Annotated in this window: 15 protein-coding genes; 3 read left to right on the top strand and 12 right to left on the bottom strand. The window is 69.8% G+C overall.

Annotation, left to right across the window (positions count from 1 at the left end):
* Nucleotides 1–109: 109 nt before the first annotated feature.
* On the bottom strand, nucleotides 110–439 hold the full coding sequence (locus ABT137_RS47665) for a WXG100 family type VII secretion target (RefSeq protein WP_350791724.1): 330 nt from the start codon (nucleotides 437–439) through the stop codon (nucleotides 110–112).
* A 96-nt stretch (nucleotides 440–535) separates the two neighbouring features.
* Complete coding sequence (locus ABT137_RS47660; protein WP_351719581.1) at nucleotides 536–1,438, bottom strand: hypothetical protein; 903 nt, start codon at nucleotides 1,436–1,438, stop codon at nucleotides 536–538.
* A 174-nt stretch (nucleotides 1,439–1,612) separates the two neighbouring features.
* Between ABT137_RS47660 and ABT137_RS47655 the strand changes: the two genes are divergently transcribed.
* Complete coding sequence (locus tag ABT137_RS47655) at nucleotides 1,613–13,432, top strand: hypothetical protein (RefSeq protein WP_351719579.1); 11,820 nt, start codon at nucleotides 1,613–1,615, stop codon at nucleotides 13,430–13,432.
* 40 nt (nucleotides 13,433–13,472) lie between these two features.
* Nucleotides 13,473–16,007 (top strand): right-handed parallel beta-helix repeat-containing protein, encoded by a 2,535-nt coding sequence (locus tag ABT137_RS47650; protein WP_351719576.1) that lies wholly within the window; start codon nucleotides 13,473–13,475, stop codon nucleotides 16,005–16,007.
* 96 nt (nucleotides 16,008–16,103) lie between these two features.
* On the opposite strand, the gene ABT137_RS47645 is transcribed toward ABT137_RS47650, so the two are convergent.
* Together ABT137_RS47645 and ABT137_RS47640 are read right to left on the bottom strand one after the other, a co-directional pair.
* Complete coding sequence (locus ABT137_RS47645) at nucleotides 16,104–16,529, bottom strand: peptidase inhibitor family I36 protein (RefSeq protein ID WP_351719573.1); 426 nt, start codon at nucleotides 16,527–16,529, stop codon at nucleotides 16,104–16,106.
* Nucleotides 16,530–16,911: 382 nt separating this feature from the next.
* Entirely contained in the window at nucleotides 16,912–17,610 is a 699-nt protein-coding gene (locus ABT137_RS47640) for a type 1 glutamine amidotransferase domain-containing protein (protein ID WP_351719571.1), read from the bottom strand.
* A gap of 214 nt (nucleotides 17,611–17,824) precedes the next feature.
* Here ABT137_RS47640 and ABT137_RS47635 point away from each other — a divergent pair, with 214 nt between their 5' ends.
* Complete coding sequence (locus ABT137_RS47635) at nucleotides 17,825–18,100, top strand: YbhB/YbcL family Raf kinase inhibitor-like protein (protein WP_351719569.1); 276 nt, start codon at nucleotides 17,825–17,827, stop codon at nucleotides 18,098–18,100.
* Here the strand turns inward: ABT137_RS47635 and ABT137_RS47630 are convergent.
* From ABT137_RS47630 to ABT137_RS47595, 8 genes are all read right to left on the bottom strand, one after another.
* The gene (locus tag ABT137_RS47630) at nucleotides 18,082–18,942 is read right to left on the bottom strand and encodes an alpha/beta fold hydrolase (RefSeq protein WP_351719566.1); all 861 of its coding nucleotides are present in this window, start codon (nucleotides 18,940–18,942) and stop codon (nucleotides 18,082–18,084) included. The two genes, ABT137_RS47635 and ABT137_RS47630, sit on opposite strands and share 19 nt — an antisense overlap.
* 212 nt (nucleotides 18,943–19,154) lie before the next feature.
* Nucleotides 19,155–19,586: a VOC family protein gene (locus tag ABT137_RS47625; RefSeq protein ID WP_351719564.1), complete on the bottom strand. Its 432-nt coding sequence runs from the start codon at nucleotides 19,584–19,586 to the stop codon at nucleotides 19,155–19,157.
* Nucleotides 19,587–19,623: 37 nt separating this feature from the next.
* The gene (locus ABT137_RS47620; RefSeq protein WP_351719561.1) at nucleotides 19,624–20,457 is read right to left on the bottom strand and encodes an alpha/beta fold hydrolase; all 834 of its coding nucleotides are present in this window, start codon (nucleotides 20,455–20,457) and stop codon (nucleotides 19,624–19,626) included.
* A 203-nt stretch (nucleotides 20,458–20,660) separates the two neighbouring features.
* Nucleotides 20,661–21,146, bottom strand: a complete 486-nt coding sequence (locus tag ABT137_RS47615; protein WP_351719558.1) for a cupin domain-containing protein — start codon at nucleotides 21,144–21,146, stop codon at nucleotides 20,661–20,663.
* A 13-nt stretch (nucleotides 21,147–21,159) separates the two neighbouring features.
* Nucleotides 21,160–22,098 (bottom strand): SAM-dependent methyltransferase, encoded by a 939-nt coding sequence (locus ABT137_RS47610; RefSeq protein ID WP_351719555.1) that lies wholly within the window; start codon nucleotides 22,096–22,098, stop codon nucleotides 21,160–21,162.
* 160 nt (nucleotides 22,099–22,258) lie between these two features.
* Entirely contained in the window at nucleotides 22,259–23,056 is a 798-nt protein-coding gene (locus ABT137_RS47605; protein ID WP_351719553.1) for a maleylpyruvate isomerase family mycothiol-dependent enzyme, read from the bottom strand.
* 34 nt (nucleotides 23,057–23,090) lie between these two features.
* A complete protein-coding gene (locus tag ABT137_RS47600; protein ID WP_351719550.1) occupies nucleotides 23,091–23,678 on the bottom strand; it encodes an NAD(P)-dependent oxidoreductase in 588 nt (195 codons plus the stop codon).
* The gene (locus ABT137_RS47595) at nucleotides 23,561–23,905 is read right to left on the bottom strand and encodes an NAD(P)-binding domain-containing protein (RefSeq protein WP_351719547.1); all 345 of its coding nucleotides are present in this window, start codon (nucleotides 23,903–23,905) and stop codon (nucleotides 23,561–23,563) included. Before ABT137_RS47595 ends, ABT137_RS47600 begins: the two co-directional genes overlap by 118 nt.
* Nucleotides 23,906–24,205 lie beyond the last annotated feature (300 nt).

Here is a 24,205-nt window from a genome sequence, read left to right as displayed (position 1 = left end):
GGGGTGGGCTTAACCCCGGGGGCGGCGGGCTCAGGGGGCCGTCGGGGGGCGGGGGGGGCCCCCAAAAGAAACAGTCTTCCGGGCCCGCCCCTTCCCCCTGCCCGGCCGGTCAGCTGCCGCTCTTGCCGCTGTCGCCCTTGCCGTGAAGGCTGTCGCTGATGCTCTGGTCGAACTGCTGTGCGTTGCTCTTGATGCTGGTGAACATGTCGGAGAAGTCGTTGATGCCCTTCACCGCGCTGGCCAGACTCGTGTCGAACTGGTTGTAGGTGTCGCGGATGGTGTCGCTGGACTGCTGGAAGACCATGCCGTCGTCGACCAGGGCGTTGACCTGGGTACGCAGGTTGGTCAGAAGCGGAACGATCTGCTCGTGGGCGGACTTGAGCTGGCTCGTGACGCCGTCGATCTTCTCGTAGTCGAGGTTGATGCCGCCGTAACTCATGTCTTCTCTGTCTCTCTGTGTGTGTCTGTCCCCGGGAAACCGGGAGAGGGGCAAGCCGAGGGGCACGCGGGTGGAGGTGCGGGGCGTCGGCCGGGATCAGCTCGGGTTGTGTCCGTTGTCGCTGGACGGCTTCTCGGGCGGAGTGGAGGGATCCGAGTCGCTGTCGGAGCCCGAGCCGGAGCCGGACGAGCTGGTGGCGCCGGTCTGCACCCAGTCCGGCTGGTTGCCGGAGGCGTCCTTGGGGCCGCGGCTGTACGTGACCTGGTCACCGTCACTGTTGGTGACGACCATGGTCCCGCTGCCGTCGTTCTTGGTGTAGACGTCCGACTGGACGGAGCTTCCGTCCGGGTACGTGGTGTTCGTGTGGGAGTGGCTGGTCGTCTCACTGCCCGTGGTCGTCGTGTCGAAGGTGGTCGACGTGTAGTACGTCTGGCCGTTGTAGGTGACGCTCGACTCCTCCATGACCACGTTGCCGTTGCCGTCGAGCGTCAGTTTCGTGTGGATGTCACCGTGCGGGGTCGAGATCGTCTGATCCAGAGGTGGCTCACCCGGGTCCGTGGCGGAGCAGAAGTCCGGCAGGCTGCCGTCCGGGCCGGGCAGCACGCACTGGTCGATGTGCGCCTGCTTGTAGTCCCACTGGGCCTTGTCGTGCTGGTAGTTGGACAGCTTCAGGTTGGCGTCCGAGATGCTCCAGCCCTGGGCGAGCTGCGAGTCGAACGCCGCGAACGCGTCACTGACGGATCCGAAGGCGCCCGCCAGCTCGTTCAGGCCTTTCACCGACTGGGTCATCGTGTTGTGGGCGTTGGAGTACAGAACGCTCAGCGCGTCGGCGACGAACTCGTCACCGACCACGTCGGTCACCCTGTCCTCCAGCGCGGGGTCGCCCAGGTTGGCGAAGAGGCCCTTGCCGAAGAGCGGGCCGATGCCGTCCGCCAAGGCCTGAAGGCTCGCCTTGGCGGTGTTGAGCGTGTCGTAATCGATCTTGATTTGGTCGGGCAAGGGTGCCTCCCCGGCAGCGGTCGGGACCTGAAACACCACGACCACGCGCCGCACCCCTGCGCGGTTCACCACCGATCGCCGGTGTAACGCAGAGCACGTGAACCGCGCTCCACGCCGGGGCGTGGTCCCGGTGCGCACACCTGCCCCTCGTTCCGTCGCTTCCCGGAGGAACCCATGGCCCGCCCGACCGACTGGGACGTGCTCGACCTGCCCGGCGACCCGACTCCGGGCGACCCGGCCCAGATCAGGTCGCTGGCCACGGAGCTGACGACCCTGGGCGACAACGCCGGCACCATCGCCTCGTCCATCGACGCGGTGATGAACACCGCCGGTGACAGCGTCTTCGTCGGAGCCACCGCCGACGCCCTGCGCGAGAAGGTCGACCAGCGGCTGCGGGACCACATCTCGGACGTGGCCGCCGCTTTCAAGACCTCCGGAAGCGCCCTGAGCACCTGGGCGGACGCCGTCGAGGGATACCAGGCCACGGCCGACGGCTACCTCAACGCCGCCCGCGGACTCGACAAGGACGACCCGCAGCTCGACAACTACAAGAACCTGGTCAGCCAGGTGGCGGCCGACTACGAGACGGCGGCCGACACCGCCAAGAACGGCATCATGTCGGTGTCCGACATCAGCCTGCCCATCTCCAAGTGCCAGGTGTTCTGGGAGACCTTCCAGTGGCTGGCGATCCTCCTGATCGCCCCCGCGCTGGTCTTCGGCGGCCCCATCGCGCTACTGGCCCTCGGCGTCAACTTCACCCTCTTCATCAAGACCATGGTCGACTTCGCCAACGGCGACGCCAGCCTGATGGACCTCTTCATGGCGGGCCTCGGCATCCTCGCGCCGACCACCAAGGCCCTGCCGATCTTCCAGATCGCCAAGGCCGGCTTCGGCGCCGTCAAGGGCGTCACCCAGTTCGCCCGGGGCGTCTTCGACAAGCTGGCCGGCCTCTTCACCGGCGGCTTCCGTCTCGTCTCGCTCTTTCCCGATCTGAACGACTTCATACGGCTCAGCAACGTGTGGGTGCGGCAGGGCGGCCTGTGGACCCTCGAAAGCCTCCACAACATTCCCGGGCTGACCGGGATGGTCTTCCAGCGCGGCGCCCTGACCGTCCTGCAGAACTTCCGCGGGATCACCGGCTTCGTCCGCGGCCTGCCGTCGGCCGTCGGGCGCGGCATCACCTCGGTCGGGAAGGGGCTCGGCCGCGGCCTGGACATCAGCTGGAACAGCCTGAGCACCGGCTTCGGGGCCGCCTGGAAACTCGGCGTCAAGGAACTCGGCGGCAGCAAGTGGCTGCGGATGCTGCTCCCTGTCGACGCCGACGAGATCGGCGAGTTCGGCCTGGGCAAGGCCCTGCGCATCGGCTTCTACGACCGAGGCCTCAAGGGCAGCCACATCTTCGGCGCCCCGCTCGGCAACAGCGTGGGCCGCGGTATCAGCGCCACGCCGATACCGCACGGCTCGTACGGAACGGCCGGGGACATCAAACTGGCCCGCGTGCAGCTCGACGACCTCCGGTTCGGCGACTGGACCGGAGACGCCCTCGGCATGCGGCCCTCCGAACTCGGCACCGGACTCGACGGCGGCTTTGTCGACCTGACCTCCGCGATGCGCATGCCCACGCTCCACACGGAGAGCTTCGGCTCAGTCAGCGACCGGATCGGACTCGGCTTCCACGCCTACCGCCGGCTCGGCGACCTCACCGACATCTCCAGCGCGCACCTGGGCAGCCTGCGCATCGAGGCCGCCACCGTGGCACCGACCGGCGACGCCGCCGGGCTCGGTGTCAGCGCCACCTCCTCGGTCTCCGCCACCCATTCCTCCGGCCTCTACCTGCCCGGCACCGCCGGCGCCCCGGCCGCCCAGGGCATCGACCTCACCACCGGCGCCCTCGCTCCGGGCGTCACGAACTCCGCGCTCACCGCCGTGCAGACACCGCCCCCGGGCGCCGTGGGCCACACCGGTCTTCTGCTGCCGGGCGGTCCGGGCGGCGTCGGTCACGGGCCGGGGAGCGTGCTGACCGACGGCTTCCAGACGGCGTTCCCGGGCTCCACTCCCCCGGCTGCCCTGATCGTCCCGGCCACGCCCGGCCCGGGCGGCGGCATCGCGCACTCCGCGGTGACCGGCGCCCCGGCGCCGGGCGCCGCGGGTGGCCACGGCTTCGCTGCGGACTTCAACCCGCACGGCACGGCCGCGGGCGGCCCCCTGCCGGTCAACGGCTTCGGGCAGGCGGAGCACGGCGGCATCGAGGTCTCCGCGCTCGATCTGCTCGCGGCCGGAGGCCGCGGCACCCCCGCCAACCCGGTCCCCGCCGCCGGCGGAGCCGTGTTCGGCGACCGGACCGCCAGCGCCCTGACGGCCCACCGGACCGGCCTCAACCTCGACGACCTCGTCCAGTCCCCGGGCTCCCCGCGGCCCGGCGCCACACCCGACGGGGTCACCTCCGGCACCACGGCGGCGGCCACGGCCGTACCTCCTGCCCCGGCGCGGCTCACCGACGTCACCCCGCCGACGGCCGACTTCACCGGCGCCGCCGCCCCGGACTTCGTCGAGACCGGGCCGGGCATACGTCCGGCCGACGCCTCCCTCACCGACGTGTCTGCCGGAAGCAGTGCCCTCGGTGGCGCGGACCACGCCTTTCCGGGCGCGTCCGCCGGAACCAGCGCCGCCGGTGATGTGGACCACGCCTTCGCGGGCGCGTCCGCCGGGAACAGTGCGGCCGGCGGCGCGGACCACGCCTTCGCCGGAGCACCGAGCCGGGCCGGCGAAACACCGGTCTCCGTCGAGGACCTGGTCGGTACCCCGGTACGCCCGGACACGGCGGCCACCGGGCCGCAGGTCGCGCACCCCGCTCCGCACTCCGTCACCGACCCTGAGGCAGGCGTCGTCGACACCGGCCTCGCGGCACACCACGCCCCCGACGTCTCCGGCACGTCGCACACGCCGGACCTGCCGAACACCTCGACGGACACGGGACACGCCGGTGGTTCCGGGCTGCCCCACGGACAAGGTCCGTCCGGTGCCCCGCGGGGCCCGGAGTCCGTGTCGGGTGCCCATCCGCTGTCGCCCGAGGCGGATCTGCGGCACGAGGTGAACCTGCGGCTCGGCGCGATGGGTCATGATCCGGTGGACCTCGAGGCCGTGAGTGTCGCCCGTAACGAACTGGATCAGACGGGCCCGGCGTTCACCAGGGCCGACTTCCGGGCACGCGCCGACCACATCGCCGCGCACCTCGCGGACCGCGACCCCGGACGCCTGCCCGGCGGCGCGCCGCACACGCCTGACGGGCCTCTCGCTGCGGGCGGGGACGTGGACGTCCCGGACGTGCGGGTGTCCGGTTCCGGTTCCGCGGCCGAACATCCGTTCTCGGCTGCTGATCTGACGGGCGATCTGCGGGCGCGCCTCAATCGGCCCGAGTTGTTGGACGCCGTGGTCGACGGCGTCGAACTGCACGGTCTGACGGAGTTGGAGCGTGCCAAGCGGGTCTTCCGGCACCCCGATCTGGACCCGGAACTGGCAGCCGCCCTGGGGCGGCCGGACCTCGGCCGGGATCTGGCGAAGGAGTTCCCCAGGGCCAAGGGGCAGGTCGGAGTCGACCTGCGCCTGAAGCTCGGGGCGTTGATGGGCCGGCCGGAGTTCGCGGACCGGGGCCTGGCAGCGGAGATCAGGGCCAAGGGCCTCGCGGAGGCCGTCGGGTCCGATCTGGCCAAGAAGCTGGGTGGCCCGCAGAAGCTGGAGACGGACCTGGCCAAGGCGCTGCGGAAGGTGGAGACGCCCGCCAAGCCGCGTGTTCTGGCGCAGCCGGGCTACGCGACGGGCGATCAGTTCGGTATTGCGGCGGCGCTGATGGGCGACAAGAACCTGCACGTCGTGGTGGTGACGGGCATGGCGGACCGGGTGGCGACGGACAAGGGCCCGGCCATCTTCAAGTTCTACAAGGACAGTGGCATCGAGTCGGACCGGATCCATTTGGCGAGGGTGGAGCACGGCGAGAACGTCGACAGCGCGGCGAAACGCCTGGCCGGGGAGTTCATGCCCGGCGTCAAGCCGGACGTGGTACCGGTGGGTACGGGGACGACGTGGGTGGCGGACAACTTCTCGGTGGGTGTGCGGCGTCTGGTGCGAGAGCACTGGAAGCTGGACGACGCCGGGTTCTCGGCGGCGGAGAAGTCGCACCTCGGCCAGTGGCTGGGAGACAGGGGCATTGCGCCGTCGTCGGAGCGGGACACGATCGTGCTGTGGTCGCGCTTCAGCGGCAAGAAGGGTGACGTGCATGTGGAGCACGACACCTCGTACACCGGGATCGAGCAGATCCTGGGGGCGCTGAAGCTGGACAAGGAGGCGTCCGGCGGGACGGGACCGCTTGTCCTCATCGCCGGCGACGCGTTCGCCGATCCGGGCAAGGCGGGCCGTTATCCGGCGATGGCGGAGAAGTTCACCGGCGAGGGCCTGGAGGTCCACGACCTCACGCACTTCTGGGAGACGGACGACGCGGGCAAGCAGGCCCTGAAGTCGTGGGGCGGTGACAGCCGCATCGGACAGATGAGGCTGTACGAATACCTGCGGCAGAACAGCGGTGAACTGCGCCACCTCGGCTTCCGTAGCGGCAACCTGGAGGCCCTGGCGCTGTCCGGCCACACCGTCCGGTACCTGGAGGAGCCCCTCAGCCACGGCGGAGACCGGATGGTGAAGTGGCACGCCGCCCAGAACTCACCGCTGTCTGCTCCCGGGACCGGCAAGTTCGGCAAGGGCCTGTCGCTGGCCCCCGGTTACGAGCGGATCCTGGTCAAGGAGCCGCCGACCCGTTCCGGCAAGTTCATCGCCTCCCAGATGGCGGAGATCAAGGCCCTCAAGAAGGCGGGCACGTTGCCGGCGGGCGAGGCCAAGGTCATGGAGAACGCACTGCTGCACCCGGACTGGGCGTTCGGGGCGCACAAGGACGTGATGAAGCCGGCCGAGATGGCCAAGTTCGCCAAGGGCTTCGCCGCCGACGACCTGGACACGATCACCGGCTACCTGACCGGGGGACACCCGGCCGTCGCACGCCCGCAGCCGGCCACGGCGGTCCCGCCGCACGCGCCCCTGCCGGGCACGTCCACGGAGGCGGGCGCGGTGCGGGCGGCGATCCCGGGGGGCGACACGCACGCCGAGTCGCACACCGTTGCCGCCCCGGGGACCGGCGTCATCGACACCGGCCCGGCGGCACACCACGCCCCCGACGTCTCCGGCACGTCGCACACGCCGGACCTGCCGAACACCTCGCCGGACACGGGACACGCCGGTGATTCCGGGCTGCCCCATGAACAAGGTCCGTCCGTCGCCCCGCCGGGTACGGCGTCCACCCCGCCGGGTACGGCGTCCGCCCCGCGGGGCACGGAGTCCGTACCGGGAGCTCATCCGTTGTCGCCCGAGGCGGATCTGCGGCACGAGGTGAACCTGCGGCTCGGCGCGATGGGTCGTGATCCGGTGGACCTCGAAGCCGTGACCACCGCCCACACCGAGCTGGAAAAGACGGGCCCGGCCTTCACCAGGGCCGACTTCCGGGCACGCGCCGACCACATCGCCGCGCACCTCGTGGACCGCGACCCCGGACACCTGCCCGGCGGCGCGCCCGGCACCACACCCCACGACCTGGCGGTACCGAGCCTTGGTTCCCTGCCGGGCGAGCCGCACGCGGCGGCGTCCGGCGCAGCGGTGGCCGGTCCGAGTGGGCTGTCCGGTTCGGCCGGGATCGGCCGTGAGTTCATCGGCGCGCCCGGGGATTTCCTGCGTGACAGGCAGGTGTTGCTGCGGATGGACGAGGGCCTGCGGACCCGCACGCCGGATCTGGGGATCGACTACGGCCGTTTCCTGCACTGGATGGACCGGCAGGACCGGCACTGGTTCACTCTCACCCCCCGTGCCGACGCGGATTCCGTTCAGAAGGTCTATCTGCTTACTCCCGCGATCGAGAAATACGCCCATGAGTTCGCCGGTGACGGTCAGCTCGCAGCGATTGTCGACGGCCGCGAGCTGCCGACGCTCGGGGGTGAGGGCGACTACATCGCCGCACACTATGTGCCGTATTTCCAGGGCGAGTCGGCCGATGCGGAGGCCCAGGTCGGACATCGCGTCATTCCTGTCGAACGTGGCGGGGATTTCAATCCGGACCTGGTGTTCACGGGTGCCATGAACGGGTGTGCCTTCGCGGTGACACCCGAGCGTGGTGGCGAGGCGTTCACGGCGTGGCACTATCAGTCGCCCACCACCAACTGGTCGCACTCTGCGAAGTTCCGCATGGAGCGGCGGCCGACCGACTGGTACGGCGATGCCGAGTACCAGAGCCTCGGGACGTCGTCCTATCCCGAGACCACCAACGTGCTGGTGCGGACCGACGACGGCTGGCACATCCTGAGCCAGGAGAACCACAGTGACCTGCTGAACCCCAAGCTGAGTGCCCTCAACCGCTACCGCTCCCGCCCGTTGGAGTTGAAGCCGGGACGGGAGTGGGTCTATCGGGCCGGTATCTACCGCCGGATGGCCGAGGAGTGGAGCGAGAAACTCCAGTCCCTTGAGACCAGGAGGGTCGTCCGGCTCGGCAACAACCCCGCCGATCTCATGTTGCGTTCCGCCTTCGACCTTCTCAAGCAGCAGGCGGAGCGGGACATCAGACTGCTGGGCGACGTGACCGGCAACGACAGCTTCGTGGATGTTGCTCTTCGGCAGGCCGGGGACCACTCCGACACCGCGCATCTGGTGGGCGCATTCCTGAAGAAGCATGGTGACGAGGTCAAGGTGGAGGAGGCGAAGAACAAGGCCGCCTGGACCTGGGGCAAGACCTCCGGCAGTAATTCCCTGCTGCGAGAGCAGATCATCTTCGACATCAACGACAACCTCGGTGTGCGTTGGGGTGACCGCCTGCGCGAGGAAGCCGATGTGCTGCGAACGCCGCCGACCGGTGCGGGTGAGCCGCTCCCGCAGGTCACCCCTCATGACGGTCACGGGCCTTCCGGTGGGCCCGGGGGTGACCTGTGGCAGACGGAGCCCGGCGCGGGTTCTCATGCGCTGTCGCCCGAGGCGGATCTGCGGCACGAGGTGAACCTGCGGCTCGGCCGGATAGGGCATGATCCGGTGGGTCCGGAGGTTGTGGGCGCTGCTCACGGTGAGTTGGAGGACATTCGGGGCGCGGCGTTCACGAGGGCCGATTTCCGGGCGCGGGCCGATGAGATCGCCGTGCGTATCGCGGGCCTGGAGCCCGGCGGACTGCCCGGCGGCGCGCCTGGTGCCGTGGCCAGCGAGCCGGGCGTGCCGTCGAGTCCGGGTTTCGAGTCGCATGAGGAGCCGGTTGCGGGCTCTTCGGCTCATGCGTACGGATCCGCGCCCGAGGCCATGCCCGGGGTCGTGCCCGACGTCACGCCCGCGTCTGCGCCAGAGGCTGTGGCCGTGCCTCACGGCGATGGTGCCGTGTCTGTTTCCGACCTGGTGACCGGCCTTGCGGAGCTGGAGCTGGACGTCCCGACGTCCCACACGGTCGGCTCCGAACTGCCGCACAACTCGGTGCCGGACGGGGTCTCGACGCCCACCGGCGCCGTCGGTCTCCCCCACGAAGCCTCACATGCCGGTACGGACACGAGCCCGTTCCCGTCGCCGCAGTCGGGCGGCGGCATCCTGTCCCGTCCGAGCGTGCTCGACGAGATCCTCGGCCGGCGGACCGAGGACGCGGGCCTGAACAGTGGCAGCACCGGACTCGGCGGCGACACTCTCCCGGCACCGGAGCAGGTGGACGGACTCCCACCCCGCCCGGAACTGATCGACCAGCTTGTGTCGGGCTCGGACAGCCGTACGGCCGTAGCGGAGCCCGTAGTGCCCGGCGGCGGTGATGCGCTTTCGGTCACCGAGGACATCGCCACCCCGAGCGGGCACCTCGACGAGCTCGTGGCGGACGTCGACAACCGTCCGGCTCTCGCCGAGCCCGTGGCGGCCGGCAATGAATCGCTCACCATGACCACGGACATCCCCACCTCGCGCGAACACCTCGACCAGGGCCTCCGGCTGACCGGCGCAAACGGCCTTCCCGCGGACGGCGACAGGGTCGTGAGGACCGGTCCCGACGGTGTCCCGTCCGTCACCGGCCTGGACGGCACCCCCTTGCCCGGTGCCGTCACCGACCTCGGCGGGGGCAGGGGCTTCCGGATCACCGACGACACGACCGGCGTCTCCGTACGCCACGACACGCTCGGCCGCCTCCAGGGCACCGATGTCGCCCTGGCCGACGCACGGGGCGTGCGAGGCGGCCTGTTCGCCGCCGAGGACGGCACGGGCGGCCGCGTCCTGACGGATACGGCCGGCGGCCCCGTGGCAGGGCGGACACTGACGGAACTCCCGGACGGCGCAGGCTTCCGGATCACCGACGACGCCACCGGCGTGTCGGCCCGGTACGGCACCGACGGCGGCCACCGGGAGGTGGGCATCGCCCTCGCCGACCCGGGTACGGGACTGCGAGGGCAGCGGTTCGCGGTGCCCGACGGGGCCGCCCACCGCCTGACCGACGCCGCGGGCACCCCCCTGAGCGAGCGGATCACCGCGCTTCCCGAGGGCGCCGGCTTCCGGGTCGACACCCCCACGGGCTACGCCACGTTCGGGCCCGAAGGTGCCGTCACCGGCGACGGCCTGCGCCTCACCGGACACGACGGCACCACCGGGTACGTCGACCGCCCGCTGCGCGGCGATCCGCGGTGGCTGGACGGTGACTTCGTACCGGACCCGACACGCATGGCCGTGCTCCGCCAAGAGAGCCACGTCGACCTCGTGTCCCCCGACGGCGCGTTCCAGCGGTTCGACGGCAACGGCGTCCACGTCGCCGACGGCGCCCCCCTGCCGAACGAACCGGGCGGCCGGATCCTGGTCACCGGGCACCCCGGCGCCGGCGCCACGCGGGGCACCCCCTGGCTGGAGGACCGGGCGGGCAACGCCCTCACGGACTGGAAGGCCACCCCCCGGGAGCAGAACGGCGTGCGCTTCACGTACGAGCGGCATGGTGCCCCGCGGCACGGGGAGTTCCTCGAACTCGGCGCCGACGGCACGCTGGTCCGGCAGGGCTTCAACGTGCTGGACACCGGACGGCCCACCCCCTTCCGCTACGAGGTCGACCACGTCGCCGGCACCTGGCACCGCACCGACGCCCGGGGGGAGCGCCAGGCGCCCGGTCTCTTCCACAGCGGGAAGGCCGACCGGGCCGGTGCGGCGAACGGCAGGCTGCGCCTGCTCTCCTCGACCAAGGGGGCGGTCCCGGTGTTCGAACGGCGCCTGCTCGCCGGAGGGGACGTGCTCGACGCGTTCCGCCGCACCGACACCGTTCAGTTCGGGCGGACCAACCCTCGTACCACATGGATGCGTTGGAGCCAGGAGGGCGAGGTGCGCGGCTCCGGTACCCGGCACTACGACACCGCCGGCACCGGCTGGGTGGACAAGGGCACCCAGGGCGCGGTGCGCGAGTTCCGCGAGGGCCTGCAGAAGTACGAGGGCAAGGCCGGGCACGTCCTCGCCGAACGCGCCGGCGACGGTTCCTGGACCTGGCACCGTTACGACGGTGCCGGGCGGGAGCTGGGCTCCGGCCCCCGGGTCCGTGACCGGCACGACTCCGGCTGGACCGACCGCGCCGGCGACGGCCGGATCGTGCAACGGCAATGGGGAATGGGCCGGCTGCCCGAGCACCAGTGGCACTACCAGGAGTTCACGCTGCAGAGCGACGGCACCCTGCGCGACACCTGGCAGGGGCAGTCGCCGCAGGGCAAGGAGACCGGCAGGCGGGAGGTCTTCGACCACGGCCGGCTGACCACGGAGCGGTGGAGCGAGCAGCGCCCGCCGCTGTGGGCCCGCAACCTCGTCCCGGGCGCGGGCCGGCCGCAGGGCCTGTACGCGCACGTCGCGAGCGACAACGGGTACCAGCTCTTCACCTGGACCAAGGAGGCCGCGGGCGTCGAGTCCTCGGCCGCACACGTCGAGTCGGGCGTGCGCTATGCCGGCATGGACGGCGGCACCCTGGACCTGCGGGCGGACGGCTCCTTCGCCCGCTCGACCACCAAACTGTTCGACGGCACCACCCTGAAGGTCGGCGACCACGCCGGGCGGCCCCCGTACGAGGGGGACGGTGTGCCGTGGCGGAACGGCGACCGGAGCGGCTACCGCGACGCGGTGCAGAACAGGCCGGGCGTGCTCTGGGCGGACAGCTTCCGGGACGCGGAGGGGACGTGGGTGGTCCGTGAGGGCCTGCCCGGCGGGCAGGTACGCGAGTACGCGACACCGCAGGCCCTCGACGGGCCGGTGGGCCGGGGTGCCTGGGTCACCCGGGACGCACACGGCAACCTGACCGGGCTGCGCCATCCGGACCCGGCGCACGAGGGCCACCACGTCGAGGGCACCGGCCCGGCCGACTCGGACCGCTGGACCTGGCGGCGGCTGGACGCCGACGGCAACGAGCAGGCCTCGGGGCGGCGGGAGTTCGCCCGCGGCTCGAACGACACCCGGCTGCCCTGGGACGACTCGTACCGGGACTACGACGCCGCGGGCGGCCTCGTCCGCGAGCGGCGCATGCTCGACTCCGGTCGCCATGTCGACGCCTGGCGCGATCCGGCCGGCGACCGCTGGCCGGCCGCCGAGTTCAACCGTCAGGGGATCCGGGTCGCATCGGGGCAGGAGCAGCTACGCACCTGGTGGGACGGCAGGGCCTGGCAGGACCGGTGGACCCCCGGAGCCCGCCGCTTCCGCGACCACCTCACGCAGCCCGGCCCGGACGGCACGCCCACCACGGTCGTGGTCCGCGAGACCCCGCCGCACTCCGGCGGCCCGCTGCGGGTGCGCGAGTACGCGGGGGGCGAGGGCGTCACCCCGTACTCGGTGTGGAAGGAGTACGACCACGGCACGGTGGTCCGGCAGCGCGTGGCCGACAACGGCGGCTTCCTGGAGACGGACGTCTGGCGCGGCCAGTGGAACCGCTACGCCGGGAACGGGGACCTCGTCGCGCAGCGCACCGACAGCGGCCTGGTCTTCGAGAGCGACATGCTCGGCCGGATGCGGCTGACCGGCAACGAGTACGACTTCCGCGGCCCGGTCACCGAACTCCGCGGCTGGGGCCGCCGTATTCGTGAGGCCCAGCGCATGCCGTGGTCCGGCACCGTCCTGCCGGTGAGTCCGGACGGGACAGGCGCGGGCGCGGGCGCGGGTGAGGCGGCGCTGCGGGAGGCACGCCACGAGCCGTACTGGCAGAGCGTGGCACGCAAGGCCGCGCTGGAGTTCGGGCAGGAGTTCCTCCTGGAGTTCGGCGCCAACCTGGCGGTGAACGGCATCGTCGAGGCCATCCAGGGCGACCCTTTCTCCGGCAAGGACGTGCTGAAGTCGTTCGCGAACGCTGCGGTCGGCTCGGCGGTCAAGACCGGCGTGAGCCACCTGGTCCACGAGAACCGGATGGCGGGCTTCCGGGAGCTCGGCCAGTACCGGGCCGGCTTGTCCAACCTCGACAGCGGCAAGCACTGGAACCGCCGCCCCGGCAACCACGACAAGTTCTGGGGCAACGAATGGGGCGGCAACGAGAACCCGACCCGCTGGCGCCAGGGCACCTACGACTTCGCCTTCGGTGCCGGCAGCAGTGTCCTGTCCGGCTTCGTGAACGGCTCTATGAACGCGGCGGTGTGGGGCGTGACCGACGCGGACGGCAACAAGGTCAAGCTCCACGGCTGGGCCGCCCTCGGGGACGGCGGCATCAACGGCCTCGCCTCGCTCACGACGTCGAGCGCCACCGGCCTGGCGAAGACCGTGTTCATGAACAGCGCCGCCGGCCGGCTGTTCCACCGGCAGGGCTTCATGGACTTCTGGCTCCAGCTGCCCTTCAAGATCTTCGAAAAGACGATCCAGTCGGTGTACCTGACCAGCATCTTCCGCGCCCGCATCAACCCGGACTGGTACAGGTCGCAGCAGCCGCACCCCGGGGCGTCGTCCGAGGACCAGGGGCGGCAGTGACGCGGTGCGCAGGCATGGCAAGAGAACAGAGGATCCGAACATGACCCGACACACCGTGACCCCCAGAGGACAGGGCGGCCGGGGCTCCTTCCACCGCATCGCCGACGCGGTGCGCGCCGCCGCGCCCGGCGACCTGGTCGTGATCTCCCCCGGCACCTGGACCGAAGCGCTGGTCCTCGACCGCGCGGTGGTGCTGACGGCGGAGCACGGCCGGGGCAGCGTCATCCTGACCGCACCCCCCGGGGACCGGCCCGCGGTGACGGTGGACGGCCCGGAGTGCGGCCTGCACGACATGACCGTGTGGGGCGCCGACGAGTCCGCCCCGGCGGTCGCGGTGCAGCCCGGCGCCGGGCTGGTGATGGAGGACTGCACCGTCGAGGGCGGCCGGTTGCAGGTATACGGCCCGGACGGCGAAGAGGCCGGCACGACCGCCCTGGTGCTGCGGCGCTGCCGTCTGGAGCGGGCCCGGCTGGTCGGTCTCCATCTCGCCGGAGCGGTCCGGGCCCGCGTGGAGGAATGCGCCGTCACCGGCGTGGACGGCACCGGCGTCGTCCTGTCGGGGACGGCCCGGCTGAACGCCGTACAGCTGCGCCTGGACCGTACCTCGGGCTCCGGTGTCCGGCTGCGCGGCAACGCCCGGCTGCGTATCAGCGACTCGGCGTTCATCGGTACCGGCCGAGCCGGGCTGCTGCTGGAGGACGACTCCGAGGCGGTCGGCGGCGGACTGCGCATCGAGTCGCCCGGCGCGGCCGGAGTGCACCTCACCGGTTCGTCGCGGGTCGAGCTGACCGACTCCCGCATTCTCGGTGCCGCCGCCGTCGGCCTCGCCGCGCAGGACAGGACCAGCCTCACCGTCACCGACTGCGCGGTGGTCGAAGCGGGCGCCAACGGCCTGATGATCACCGACGCCGCCAGGGCCATGCTCACGGACTGCCGGATCGACCGCAGCGCCTTCAGCGCCGTGCACGCGTCCGGGAACGCCACCGTCCGTCTGACCGACTCCCTGGTCCGCGGCGGTGCCGAGCACGGCGTCCACGCCGTCGACGACACCCGTGTGGAACTCGCCGGCTGCGGCATCCGGGACGTCGACATGACCGGCGTCGCCGCGCTCGACCAGGCCACCGTCACGGTCACCGGCTGCCGCGTCGAGAACACCGCCACCGGCATCCGCCTCGGGGCGGGCGCCGACGCCCGCGTGGCGCAGACCGTAGTGTCCGGCACCCAGGAGATCGGCATCCAGGTCGCGGGCGGCACCGCCGTCCTCACCGACGTCCACGTCACCGGGACCGGCGCGGCCGGCATCGTCGTCGACAAGGACGCCGACGCCACGGTCGAGGGCGGGACCGTGGCGGACTGCGGTGGTACCGGCCTGGTCGTGTGGACCGGCGCCCGGCCCACCGTGACCGGGACGCACATCCGCCGGCCCGCCAAGAACGGCGTCTACCTCGCCGACGGGGCGGGCGGCACCTTCACCCTCCTGGACGTCACGGGTGCCGGCTTCCCCGCCCTGCACGTGGGCGCCGCCGCCGACCCGCTGTTCCAGGAGTGCCGGATACGGGACTGTGCCGAGGCCCTCGGCACGGACGACGGCGCCGCGCCGAAGCTGCGGGACTGCACCGCCGACAACGCCCCGCTTGTCTTCGGCACGTCCGACGCACCGTCCGCCCGGTCCGGCAACGCCGGGCCGTCCGCGCCGGGCGCCGCCCGCGGGGAGGCGGCAGCCGACGTCGATGACGTGACCGAGGAGAGCCTTGAGGACCTGCTCGGCGAACTCCACGCGTTGGTCGGCCTCGACCGGGTCAAGCGCGATGTCGGCTCCCTGGTCAAGCTCATGCAGACGGTCCGCCGCCGCGAGGAGGCCGGTCTGCCCGCGCCCCCGCTCAGCCGGCACCTGGTCTTCGCGGGCAACCCCGGCACCGGCAAGACCACCGTGGCCCGGCTCTACGGCCGACTCCTCAAGGCGCTCGGCCTGCTGCGCCGCGGCCACCTGGTCGAGGTCGACCGCACCTCCCTGGTCGGCGAGTACGTCGGGCACACCGGACCGAAGACCACCGCCGCCTTCAACCGGGCGCTCGGCGGCGTCCTCTTCATCGACGAGGCGTACTCCCTGGCCCCGGTCGGCGCCGGCAACGACTTCGGCACGGAGGCCGTCGCCACCCTGGTCAAGCTCATGGAGGACCACCGCGACGACGTCATCGTGATCGCCGCCGGCTATCCCGGCGACATGCACCGCTTCATCGGCTCCAACCCGGGTCTCGCCTCCCGTTTCCGCCGCACCCTGGTCTTCGAGGACTACAACTCGGAGGAACTGGTCTCGATCGTCGAGTACCAGGCGGGCGAGCACCGGTACGAGCTCACCCCGGTTGCCCGCGAGGAACTGGGCCGGCTGTTCGATCTCCTCCCGCGCGGCGAGGGCTTCGGCAACGGCCGCTCCGCCCGCCAGATGTTCCAGGAGATGACCGAACGTCAGGCCCAGCGCGTGGCCGAGCTGTCCGACCCCACCCCGGACCAGCTCATCACCCTGGAGAGCGGCGACCTCCCCATCCCTGTCACGGCCCCCGTCGCCTCGGCCTGACCCCGGTACGACTACGGCGGCCGTCCTCCACGCGACGTTGCTCGATGTCTCGAAGCGTGGAGAAGGGCCGCCCTGTTGTTGTTCGGCAGGCGCGCGTCAGCCGAGGGACGAGATGCGGTCGTTGAACGTGTTGTAGCCGAAGAACATCCCGTCGGCGTTGTAGATCCGCACCGAATCAAGGTTGGAGAGGCTCTCACCGTTGGACACTCCGACGTACTTGCCGCCGTGGTTGATGTCCTGGTAAATGAAGGTCACGGTACCCGTGTTGTTGACCAGCGACGACGCAGTGTCGTTCACGCCCGAACCGTTCGGGTACTTGTAGTCCTTCAGGTTGGCGACCGAGGGCTGGTTCCCCTTCTTGGGGACGATGAACATCTGTCCCCCGAAGTTGGTGTTGCTGAAAAGGCACATCTGCCCGGAGGGGCACGCAGACGCGGCGGCGTTCGCCGGGGCGGTCGAGACCAGCGCGCCACCGATGGCGAGGGCCACCGCGGGAACCAGAGTCAGTGCTCGAATCTTCACTTTCCAACCTTCCAGTGCTTCACTTACGCGTGTCGGTATTCCGGTTGAACCGGGAGCCTCTCGTCCGGGCAGTCGAATGTGTAACCACGTCGGCGCGATGGACGAGAATGGAATTTCCGCGCCATGAATTGAAATTCCGTACCGCAGACGGGACAGCCTTGCACAGCAACGGAGTTCTTGGCGCCTTCACCTGAGGACGTTACCGCATGCCGCACGGATGTTCTCCGAGAACCTTCCTCTGCGGTAAATCCCTGACAAGTTGAAAACATTCAACTGCGCCGGCGCCGGCGGCGGAGGAACGGAAGGTACGCAGCACTGTTGCCCCGCCGGGCCTCAACCCGGCGGGGCAACGGATCCTGCGGCCGAGAGCCGGCAGATCCTTTCAGGAGGACAGAGCCTTGACGAGTTCCTTGGCGAGGGGGCCCGAGGACGCCGGGTTCTGGCCCGTGATGAGGTTGCGGTCCACGACTGTGTACGGCTCCCAGGCAGGGCCCCGCGAATAGTCGGTGGGCAGCTTCTTCAGCTCGTCCTCCAGCAGCCACTTGGCTTTGTCGGCAAAACCGACGCCGGCTTCCTCCTCGTTGCAGAAACCCGTCAGACGGTAGTTCGCGAAGGGCGTGTCGCCGTTCGCGTCCCGGGTCGCGAGGAGGGCGGCCGGGGCGTGGCAGACGATGCCGAGGGGACGGCCGGAGGCGAGTGCTTCCCGCAGGAGCGCCCCGGAGTCCGGGTCGACCGAAAGGTCTTCCATCGGGCCATGACCTCCGGGGTAGTAGACCGCGTCATAGTCCTCGAGACGCACGTCCTTGAGGGAGATGGGGTGCCGCAACTCCTCGGCCTTCTCGATGACGGCCTCCTCCCGGAGGGAGTTCTCCTCGCCACCCGTCATAGTGGGCCGCAGGCTCATCGTGTCCACAACGGGAATGACCCCGTTCGGGGTTGCCACGGTGACCTCGTGTCCGGCATCGGTGAACACGGTGTAGGGCGCCACGAACTCCTCTGCCCAGTAGCCGGTGGGATGCCGATGCCCGTCCTTCAGGGTCCAATAGCTTGCGCCAGTCATCACACAAAGGATCTTGGCCATGGGACGCTCCTCCAGAAGACAGCACCCAGAGAGGGCGCAGTAAGACCGTTTTTGAGACCTACACAACAAGCGTGAGCAGACATATCGGAATCTGCAACTTGCGACAGATCGGTGTATGCGTATCGTATATGAGCGTCAAGAAACGGAAATAGAATTCTGACGCCAGAAATAGGATCTGCGCGGCCCCGGCAGTAGAATATTTCGGAGGATTGCCATGATCAAACCCTTTGGCCCCTACGATTTCATGCCGCCGATCAGGACCTTCTCGTTGACCTCGGATTCCGTGACCAACGGCGAGCAACTGGCCCGCGAGCAGGTGAGCGGCATCCTGGGAGCAGGCGGATCGGACATCTCACCGCAGCTGAGCTGGTCCGGTTTCCCCGAGGCGACCCGGAGTTTCACGGTGGCGATGTTCGACCCCGAATGTGGGTCCGTCAGCAAGCCGACGGACCCACATACGGCCGCCCTATTTCACTTCTTCCACATGTAGTCCTCGGCGGCGTCGACGATCAGGTTCTTCACCGCCTGCGGGTGGGAGACGAGGGACACGTGCGAGGAGTTGATCTCCACTGTCTTACGGGCGTTCGCCCGCTTCGCCTCGAACAGTTCCAGGGCCGGGTTGATCGCCTGGTCCTGCCTGCCGACGAGGGCGTACACGGGCTTGTTCCGCCAGGCGGCGCCGGTGAGCTTGTCCGCGAACGCCGACAGCGCGATCGGACGCTGGGTGACTCCCATGAGGTTGGTCTGACTGGTGGACAGGTCCGCGGCGAAAACCTCGTGCAGCTTGTCCGGCTGTACGTAGACGTCCGTGCCGGTGGTGCCGTCACCGTTGCTGAAGGGCACCTGCTTCAGGGCTTTGGTGAGCGGGGCGGGAGCGAACTTCGCGGAGAGGCTGGCGAAGGACTCTCCCGCGTCCGGCATGATCGCGTTGATGTAGACGAGGGCCTTGACGCTGTCGTTTCCGACAGCGGCCTGAGAGATCACCTCTCCGCCGTAGGAATGGCCCACCAGGACGATCGGCCCCTTGACGGACTTCAGGAAGCTTGCGAGGTAGGTCGAGTCCTGGGGAATACCGCGCAGCGGATTGGCCGGTGCGGCCACCGTGTAGCCGTTCCGCTGGAGCCGCTGCACGACCCCGTTCCAGCTCGACGCGTCGGCGAAGGCGCCGTGCACCAGCACGATGGTGGGCTTCGCCCGGCCGGGATCACCGCTCGGCCCACCGGCCTGCGCCGTTTCGACTGTCAGTGCGGAGGTGATACCCGATACTGCCAGAAGAGCCGCAGCCCAGCGGGCCATGTGCACGGTGCGGCGGGATTCGCGGGATATTCGCATGCCGTTCCTTCGGTGCGGGGACGTCGGGCGACGCCCGGGATTCCATATTCGATGGCACCTGTCGGCTTGTCCCGGCGCATGGGCCATCCGAGTGAACTCAGAATCCCGCGGCAGAACTGCCGCGGGCTGTGGTGGACAAGGATTCGTCGCTGAATTCCGGGGAGGCATCCGGCTTCGAGGCCGCTTTATCCCGGTGGTTTCAGATTCCCCGTCTAGCCGACGGCGACAAACTCGAGTTGGATGTTGTCAGGGTCACGGAATACGACCGTCGAGTACACGAACGGTTCCTTCTCGTCCCTGATCGGAGTGTGCTCGATCCCCAACTCGTCCAGCCACGCCATCCAGGCTTCCAGGTCGGCGCGCGCACTCACCTGGAACGATACGTGGTCCAGCCCCGTTCGGGCCTCGAGGAATCCCTCGTGCTGGTTTCCCGTGTTGGTGTGAAGCCCAATCACAAGCCCCGATTCCGGAACCACCAGCAGGATGCCGTAGCCCGTCCTCTCGCGGTAGAGGTGGTTGAACTTGTAATCCACTTGCTCGGCGCGGAAAACTCGCTTGTACCAGTCCAGGCTGTCTTCCAGGTTCGTGACGGTGAAGGACAGGTGGTGAAGGCCAGTGATCGTTGGCCCGGTTCCCTCAGTCATGGCTTACCTCCGGCCGCTTTCCGTAGTCGGGCTGGCCCTAGCCTGCGAAGAACCTGAGCAGTTGGGCGTTGACGTCGTCGGCGTGCGTCCAGCACAGGCCGTGGCCGGCGCCCTCGATGGCCACGTACTCGTTCGAAGGGATGAGCTCGGCCGAGCGTGGACCGCAGGCCTCGATCGGCAGGGCCCGGTCCTCGGTGCCGTGCAGGATCAGCACCGGAACGTCGATCTTCGACAGATCGGTGCGGAAGTCGGTGTGCCACGTGGCCACGCAGGCGACGGTTCCGATGGGTGACGCGCCGACCGCCTGGCTCCACGCGTCCTGCACGGCCTCGGCGCTGATCCGGCTGCCCAGCGTCACGTCGAGGTTGAAGAAGTTCTTGTTCCACTCCGTGAAGTACGCCGCCCGGTCCGCGGTCAGTGCCGCCGCGATCTGGTCGAAGACTTCCTGGGGCACCCCCTGGCGGGTTTCGGGGGTCTTGAGGAGGTACGGCGTCACCCCGGAGATGATCGCGGCCCGCCGCACCCGGCCGGATCCGAAGGTGCCCAGATAGCGGGCGACTTCGCCGGCGCCCATGGAGTGCCCGGCGAGATCGACGTCCTGCAGGTCCAGGGCGGTCAGAAGCTTGTCCAGGTCGGCGGCGAAGGTGTCGTAGTCGTAGCCGCTGGCGGGCTGGCTCGAGCGGCCGAAACCACGCCGGTCGTAGGTGACGACCCGGCGGCCGGCGGCCAGCAGGGCGCGTTCCTGGCGCTCCCAGGCCCGGCCGCTGAGCGGGAAGCCGTGGATCAGTACGACGGGCCTGCCCGCCCCGTGGTCTTCGTAATACAGCTCGATCGGTGCAGAGTTCTCCTGGCCGACGGTCACGAAAGGCATAACGCACCTCGAAATCGCTGTGATGGAGTCATCCTACGTCTGCCGGATTAGCCGTGCCCAAAACGCGACTTGGCGGCCTGATTTCCGGTGGAACACTTCAGAGTCAGGCGTCGACCGCTTTCGAGTACGGAGACATACTAGCCAGCGAAAGACACAAGATATTGTCGGAGAGCGCCAATTGGTTGCACTCGGGCGCCGTTTAATCAACCCTCGCTGTGCATCTGCCGCCAGGAAGCCTCTTCGTCTCCCAATCCGGTCGTGTGGAACCGGTCATTGAGGTCTGCCAGCTGTTCCGGAGTGGGCTGCGGGCCCAGCTCACCCATTTCCAGGAAGAGCTCCTCGTTGCCGGCCGGCGACGAGACGAACAGCGCCCGCCCGCCGGTCGGAGTCGTGAACGTGTGGTAGCTCCCCTTGGGTACCACGACCACGGTGCCCGGCCCCCCGGAGAAGGTCGCATCGCCAACCCGGAAGTCGTAATGGCCCTCCAGTACGTAGATGACTTTCATGAAGTCGTGGTGGGCATGCGGTGGGTTCTCGGTGATCACGTCGTGGGTGAAGACGAACACCCCCAGGGCGTCATCGACCTCCTTGCCGCGCACGATCACCTCGAGCCAGTGATGGCCACCGGGCTCCACGCGCACGCCCTTGCCGGGCGCGACCGCCCAGCCATCGGCTCCCCAGTTGCTCACATCATGTCCTTCCTCAGCGCAGCCGGCCGTGCGCCAGCCAGAGGGTGATCTCGTGCGGGCGCCCCTGCCGGAACATCTGCGGTATGTCCCTGCCGTGCGAGGCGATCTCGTCGGCAATCGTTGTGACGTCCGGCTCCCAGCCGTGCGCCTCCAGCCATGGGCCGGGGGGCAGGACCGGCCCGTCCTGGAAGAAGTTCACGATGCGCTCGATGACCGCGGACTCCGTCTCGTCGGCAGTGGCCACATCGCCCTGGCGGGGGGTGCTGTCGAAGTATTCGAGTGCCAGACGGCTGCCGTGGGCGCTCAGGCGCGTCACGGTGTCGAGCAGACGGTCGGAGTCCTCGGGCGACAGGTACATGAACAGCCCCTCGATGAGCCACATGGTGGGTCGGAGGGGATCGAAGCCACTTGCGGTCAGCGCTTGCACCCAGGGGCCTCGCAGGTCGGCGGCGACCGGCCGCCGTCCGCCGCCGGGCTCCAGCCGGGCGGTTTCCATGACCGTTTCCTTGAACTGCAGTACGGGTTCGGTGTCCACCTCGTAGACGGTGGTGTCGGCCGACAGGCCCAGGCGGTCGGCTCGCGAGTCGAATCCGGCCGCGACGATGACCACTTGGCGGATTCCTGCTGCAACGGCGGCAAGAACGCGTTCGTCGTAGAAGCGGGTGCGGACGCCCAGGTAGGTCGCCAGCATGTACCACGCCTCGGTGAGGTCATCGCTGTCCCGGTCGGGCCCGGTCGGGAGCGCGGCATCCGGATCCGTGCGGATGGCTCCTCGCACGAGATCGACCGTCGCGATGGCCAGCACATCCTCGAAGAGACGGTCCTTCCTGTGGCTCTCGACGGCCCGCATATGAGCGGTCAGCAGGCCGGTCCAGCCGATGCCCGGAGGAAGGGGTTCCCGGTCGCCAAAGGATTCCCGGAGAGGATCCTGCCGCGCTTCACGCTGCTGCACTCTTTGTCCTATTCCTTCTCGAAGTGCGAGAACTCATCGGACGTGCAGCACTCAGTCGCGCCAAGGTCCGGGCGGATAGCCCTGATTCTCTGGCGGTGAGTGTCCGGCTGGATAGAACACAAGCGCCTTGTGGGCCGCCGGCAGCCGAGGGAAACGGCGCCTAAATGATGTTGAGGCGGTCGAGGAACGGGGTCGCGTCGGCCGGGTCGCCCGTGATGCGGCAGTGGTTGCGCCAGGCTTTGCGGGTGGTGGCCCAGGCGATGAAGTCGAGAGCCGTGCTGTGGACCCGGGTGGCGGCGTCCGCGCCGGGTCCAACGGTCAGCAGGCCGTCCGGCCCGGTCGCGGGGAGGATCGTGACGGTGGTGGCGCCCGGACCGGTCAGGTCGAGGACGAGGGGCTGACGGACGGTGGCGGTGAGTTCGGGCCCCTGCATCTGGGGGAGGCCGGCGAGCATGAACTCGATGGCAGGGGCGACCTGGTCGTCGGTCGGTTCCGGCAGGGTGAAGGGGAGCGGGCCGTCCGGGGCGAGCAGGTCGTTGCGCAGGTGACAGAAGACGTTGAACGCCATGGTGTTCGCCAGGAGATGGCGCGGATAGGTGCCGAGCCCGGCCACCTCTACGGGCTCGTCGGCGCCGGACGGATCCTGAGCCGCCTCCAGAAGGTCCAACTGCCGGGGGGTGCTGCGCCGCCATTCGTCGAGGACTTCGGCATGGCTCCGGCCACGGCGTTCGTCGACGCGCAAGTCGTGGTAGCGCTCGCGGTTCTTCGGCAGTGCGGAATCCGGCGGCGGGGGGTGCACCGCCTCGGAGGCGAGGGCGGCGAGGTGGGCCACCACGTCGATGACACGCCAGCCGACGCACGCGGACGGCAGGTCCCACTGACCGTCGTTCAACTGGGGGATGATCTCGGCGAGTTGCGCCGTGCTGGAACGCGCGGCGGCCAAGCCGGCATGGGTCATCGTTTCTCCAGCCTCTCTCGAGGGAACGGCCAGGTCAGGATGCGGCCTGGCGGGACATGCGGTAGGTCGCGGCGACGTCCGCGCGGCCGAGCCCGTCGTCGGCCGCGCGACGGAGGCTCTCGCGTACGACCTCGGCGATGCCCAGGTGCAGACCGGCGGCGCGGGCCGTGTCGGTGATCAGCCCGGCGTCCTTGGCGGCCGCTTCCAGGGGGAAGGAGGGGGTGTCGAGGTCGTCGTCGAGCATCTTCGGGCCCTTGCTCTGGACATACGGGCTGTTGAGGCCGCTGCCGTCGATGACCAAGTGTGGATCTACGCCCAGGGCGTCCGCAAGGGTGAGGGACTCCGCGATGCCCTCGACGGTAGCGAGTACCCAGGCGTTGTAGGCAAGTTTGAGGCTGCTGGGCTGGCCGGCCTCGTCCAGCCACACCGTGCGGGTGCCCACCGCCTCCAGGACCGGTCGCACCTCTTCCCGTACCTCCTGCCGGGGGGAGGCGGTCAGGACGTTCAGGGTGCCGGCCACGGCCGGTTCCTTGGTACCGAGAAGGGGAGCCTCGACGTACGCGACATCGAGACGGGCCGCCTGTTCCGCGAGACGGCGCCCCCGTCCGGGGAGACCGTGCACGTCTGCACCCACACCGGGTGGCCGGCCAGGCCGTCGTGGGCCTGGTCCATCACGTCGGCGACTGCCTTCTCTTTCGCGAGCCCGGTCAGTACGACGTCGGCGCCGCGGCAGGCCTCGGCCGGCGTGTCGCACACCGCGGCTCCGACGGCGGCCAGTGGTTCGGCGGCGGCGCGGGTGCGATTCCATGCCCGCAGCCCCAGTCCCGCCGCCGCGATGTTACGCGCCATGGCATCCCCCCTGGTGCCGGTGCCGAGCACTCCGGCCGGACCGCGGAGGGGGTGCAACCCGCGCCAGCTGTGGCCTTACCCGAAGGCGTCAAACACCCACACCAAGCGGGTCGCGAGATGAACGGACACGGCGGACACGGCGGACTCGACTTCCTCAGCCGTCGCGTCTTCCTGACCCACAGGCACCCGGCGTCACCACCGGTTACGGGCCAGACCCAAGAAAAGGACACCCCGCCCGGGGCGAAGGAGCGTTCGCCCCGGCCTGGTAGACAGCGACTCCGGAGAATGGACCAAGCGTGT

Source organism: Streptomyces sp. NPDC001980 (assembly GCF_040296885.1).
Lineage (GTDB): Bacteria > Actinomycetota > Actinomycetes > Streptomycetales > Streptomycetaceae > Streptomyces.
Note: the sequence above shows the minus strand (reverse complement) of the source record. Positions and strands in the feature narration are given on the sequence as shown.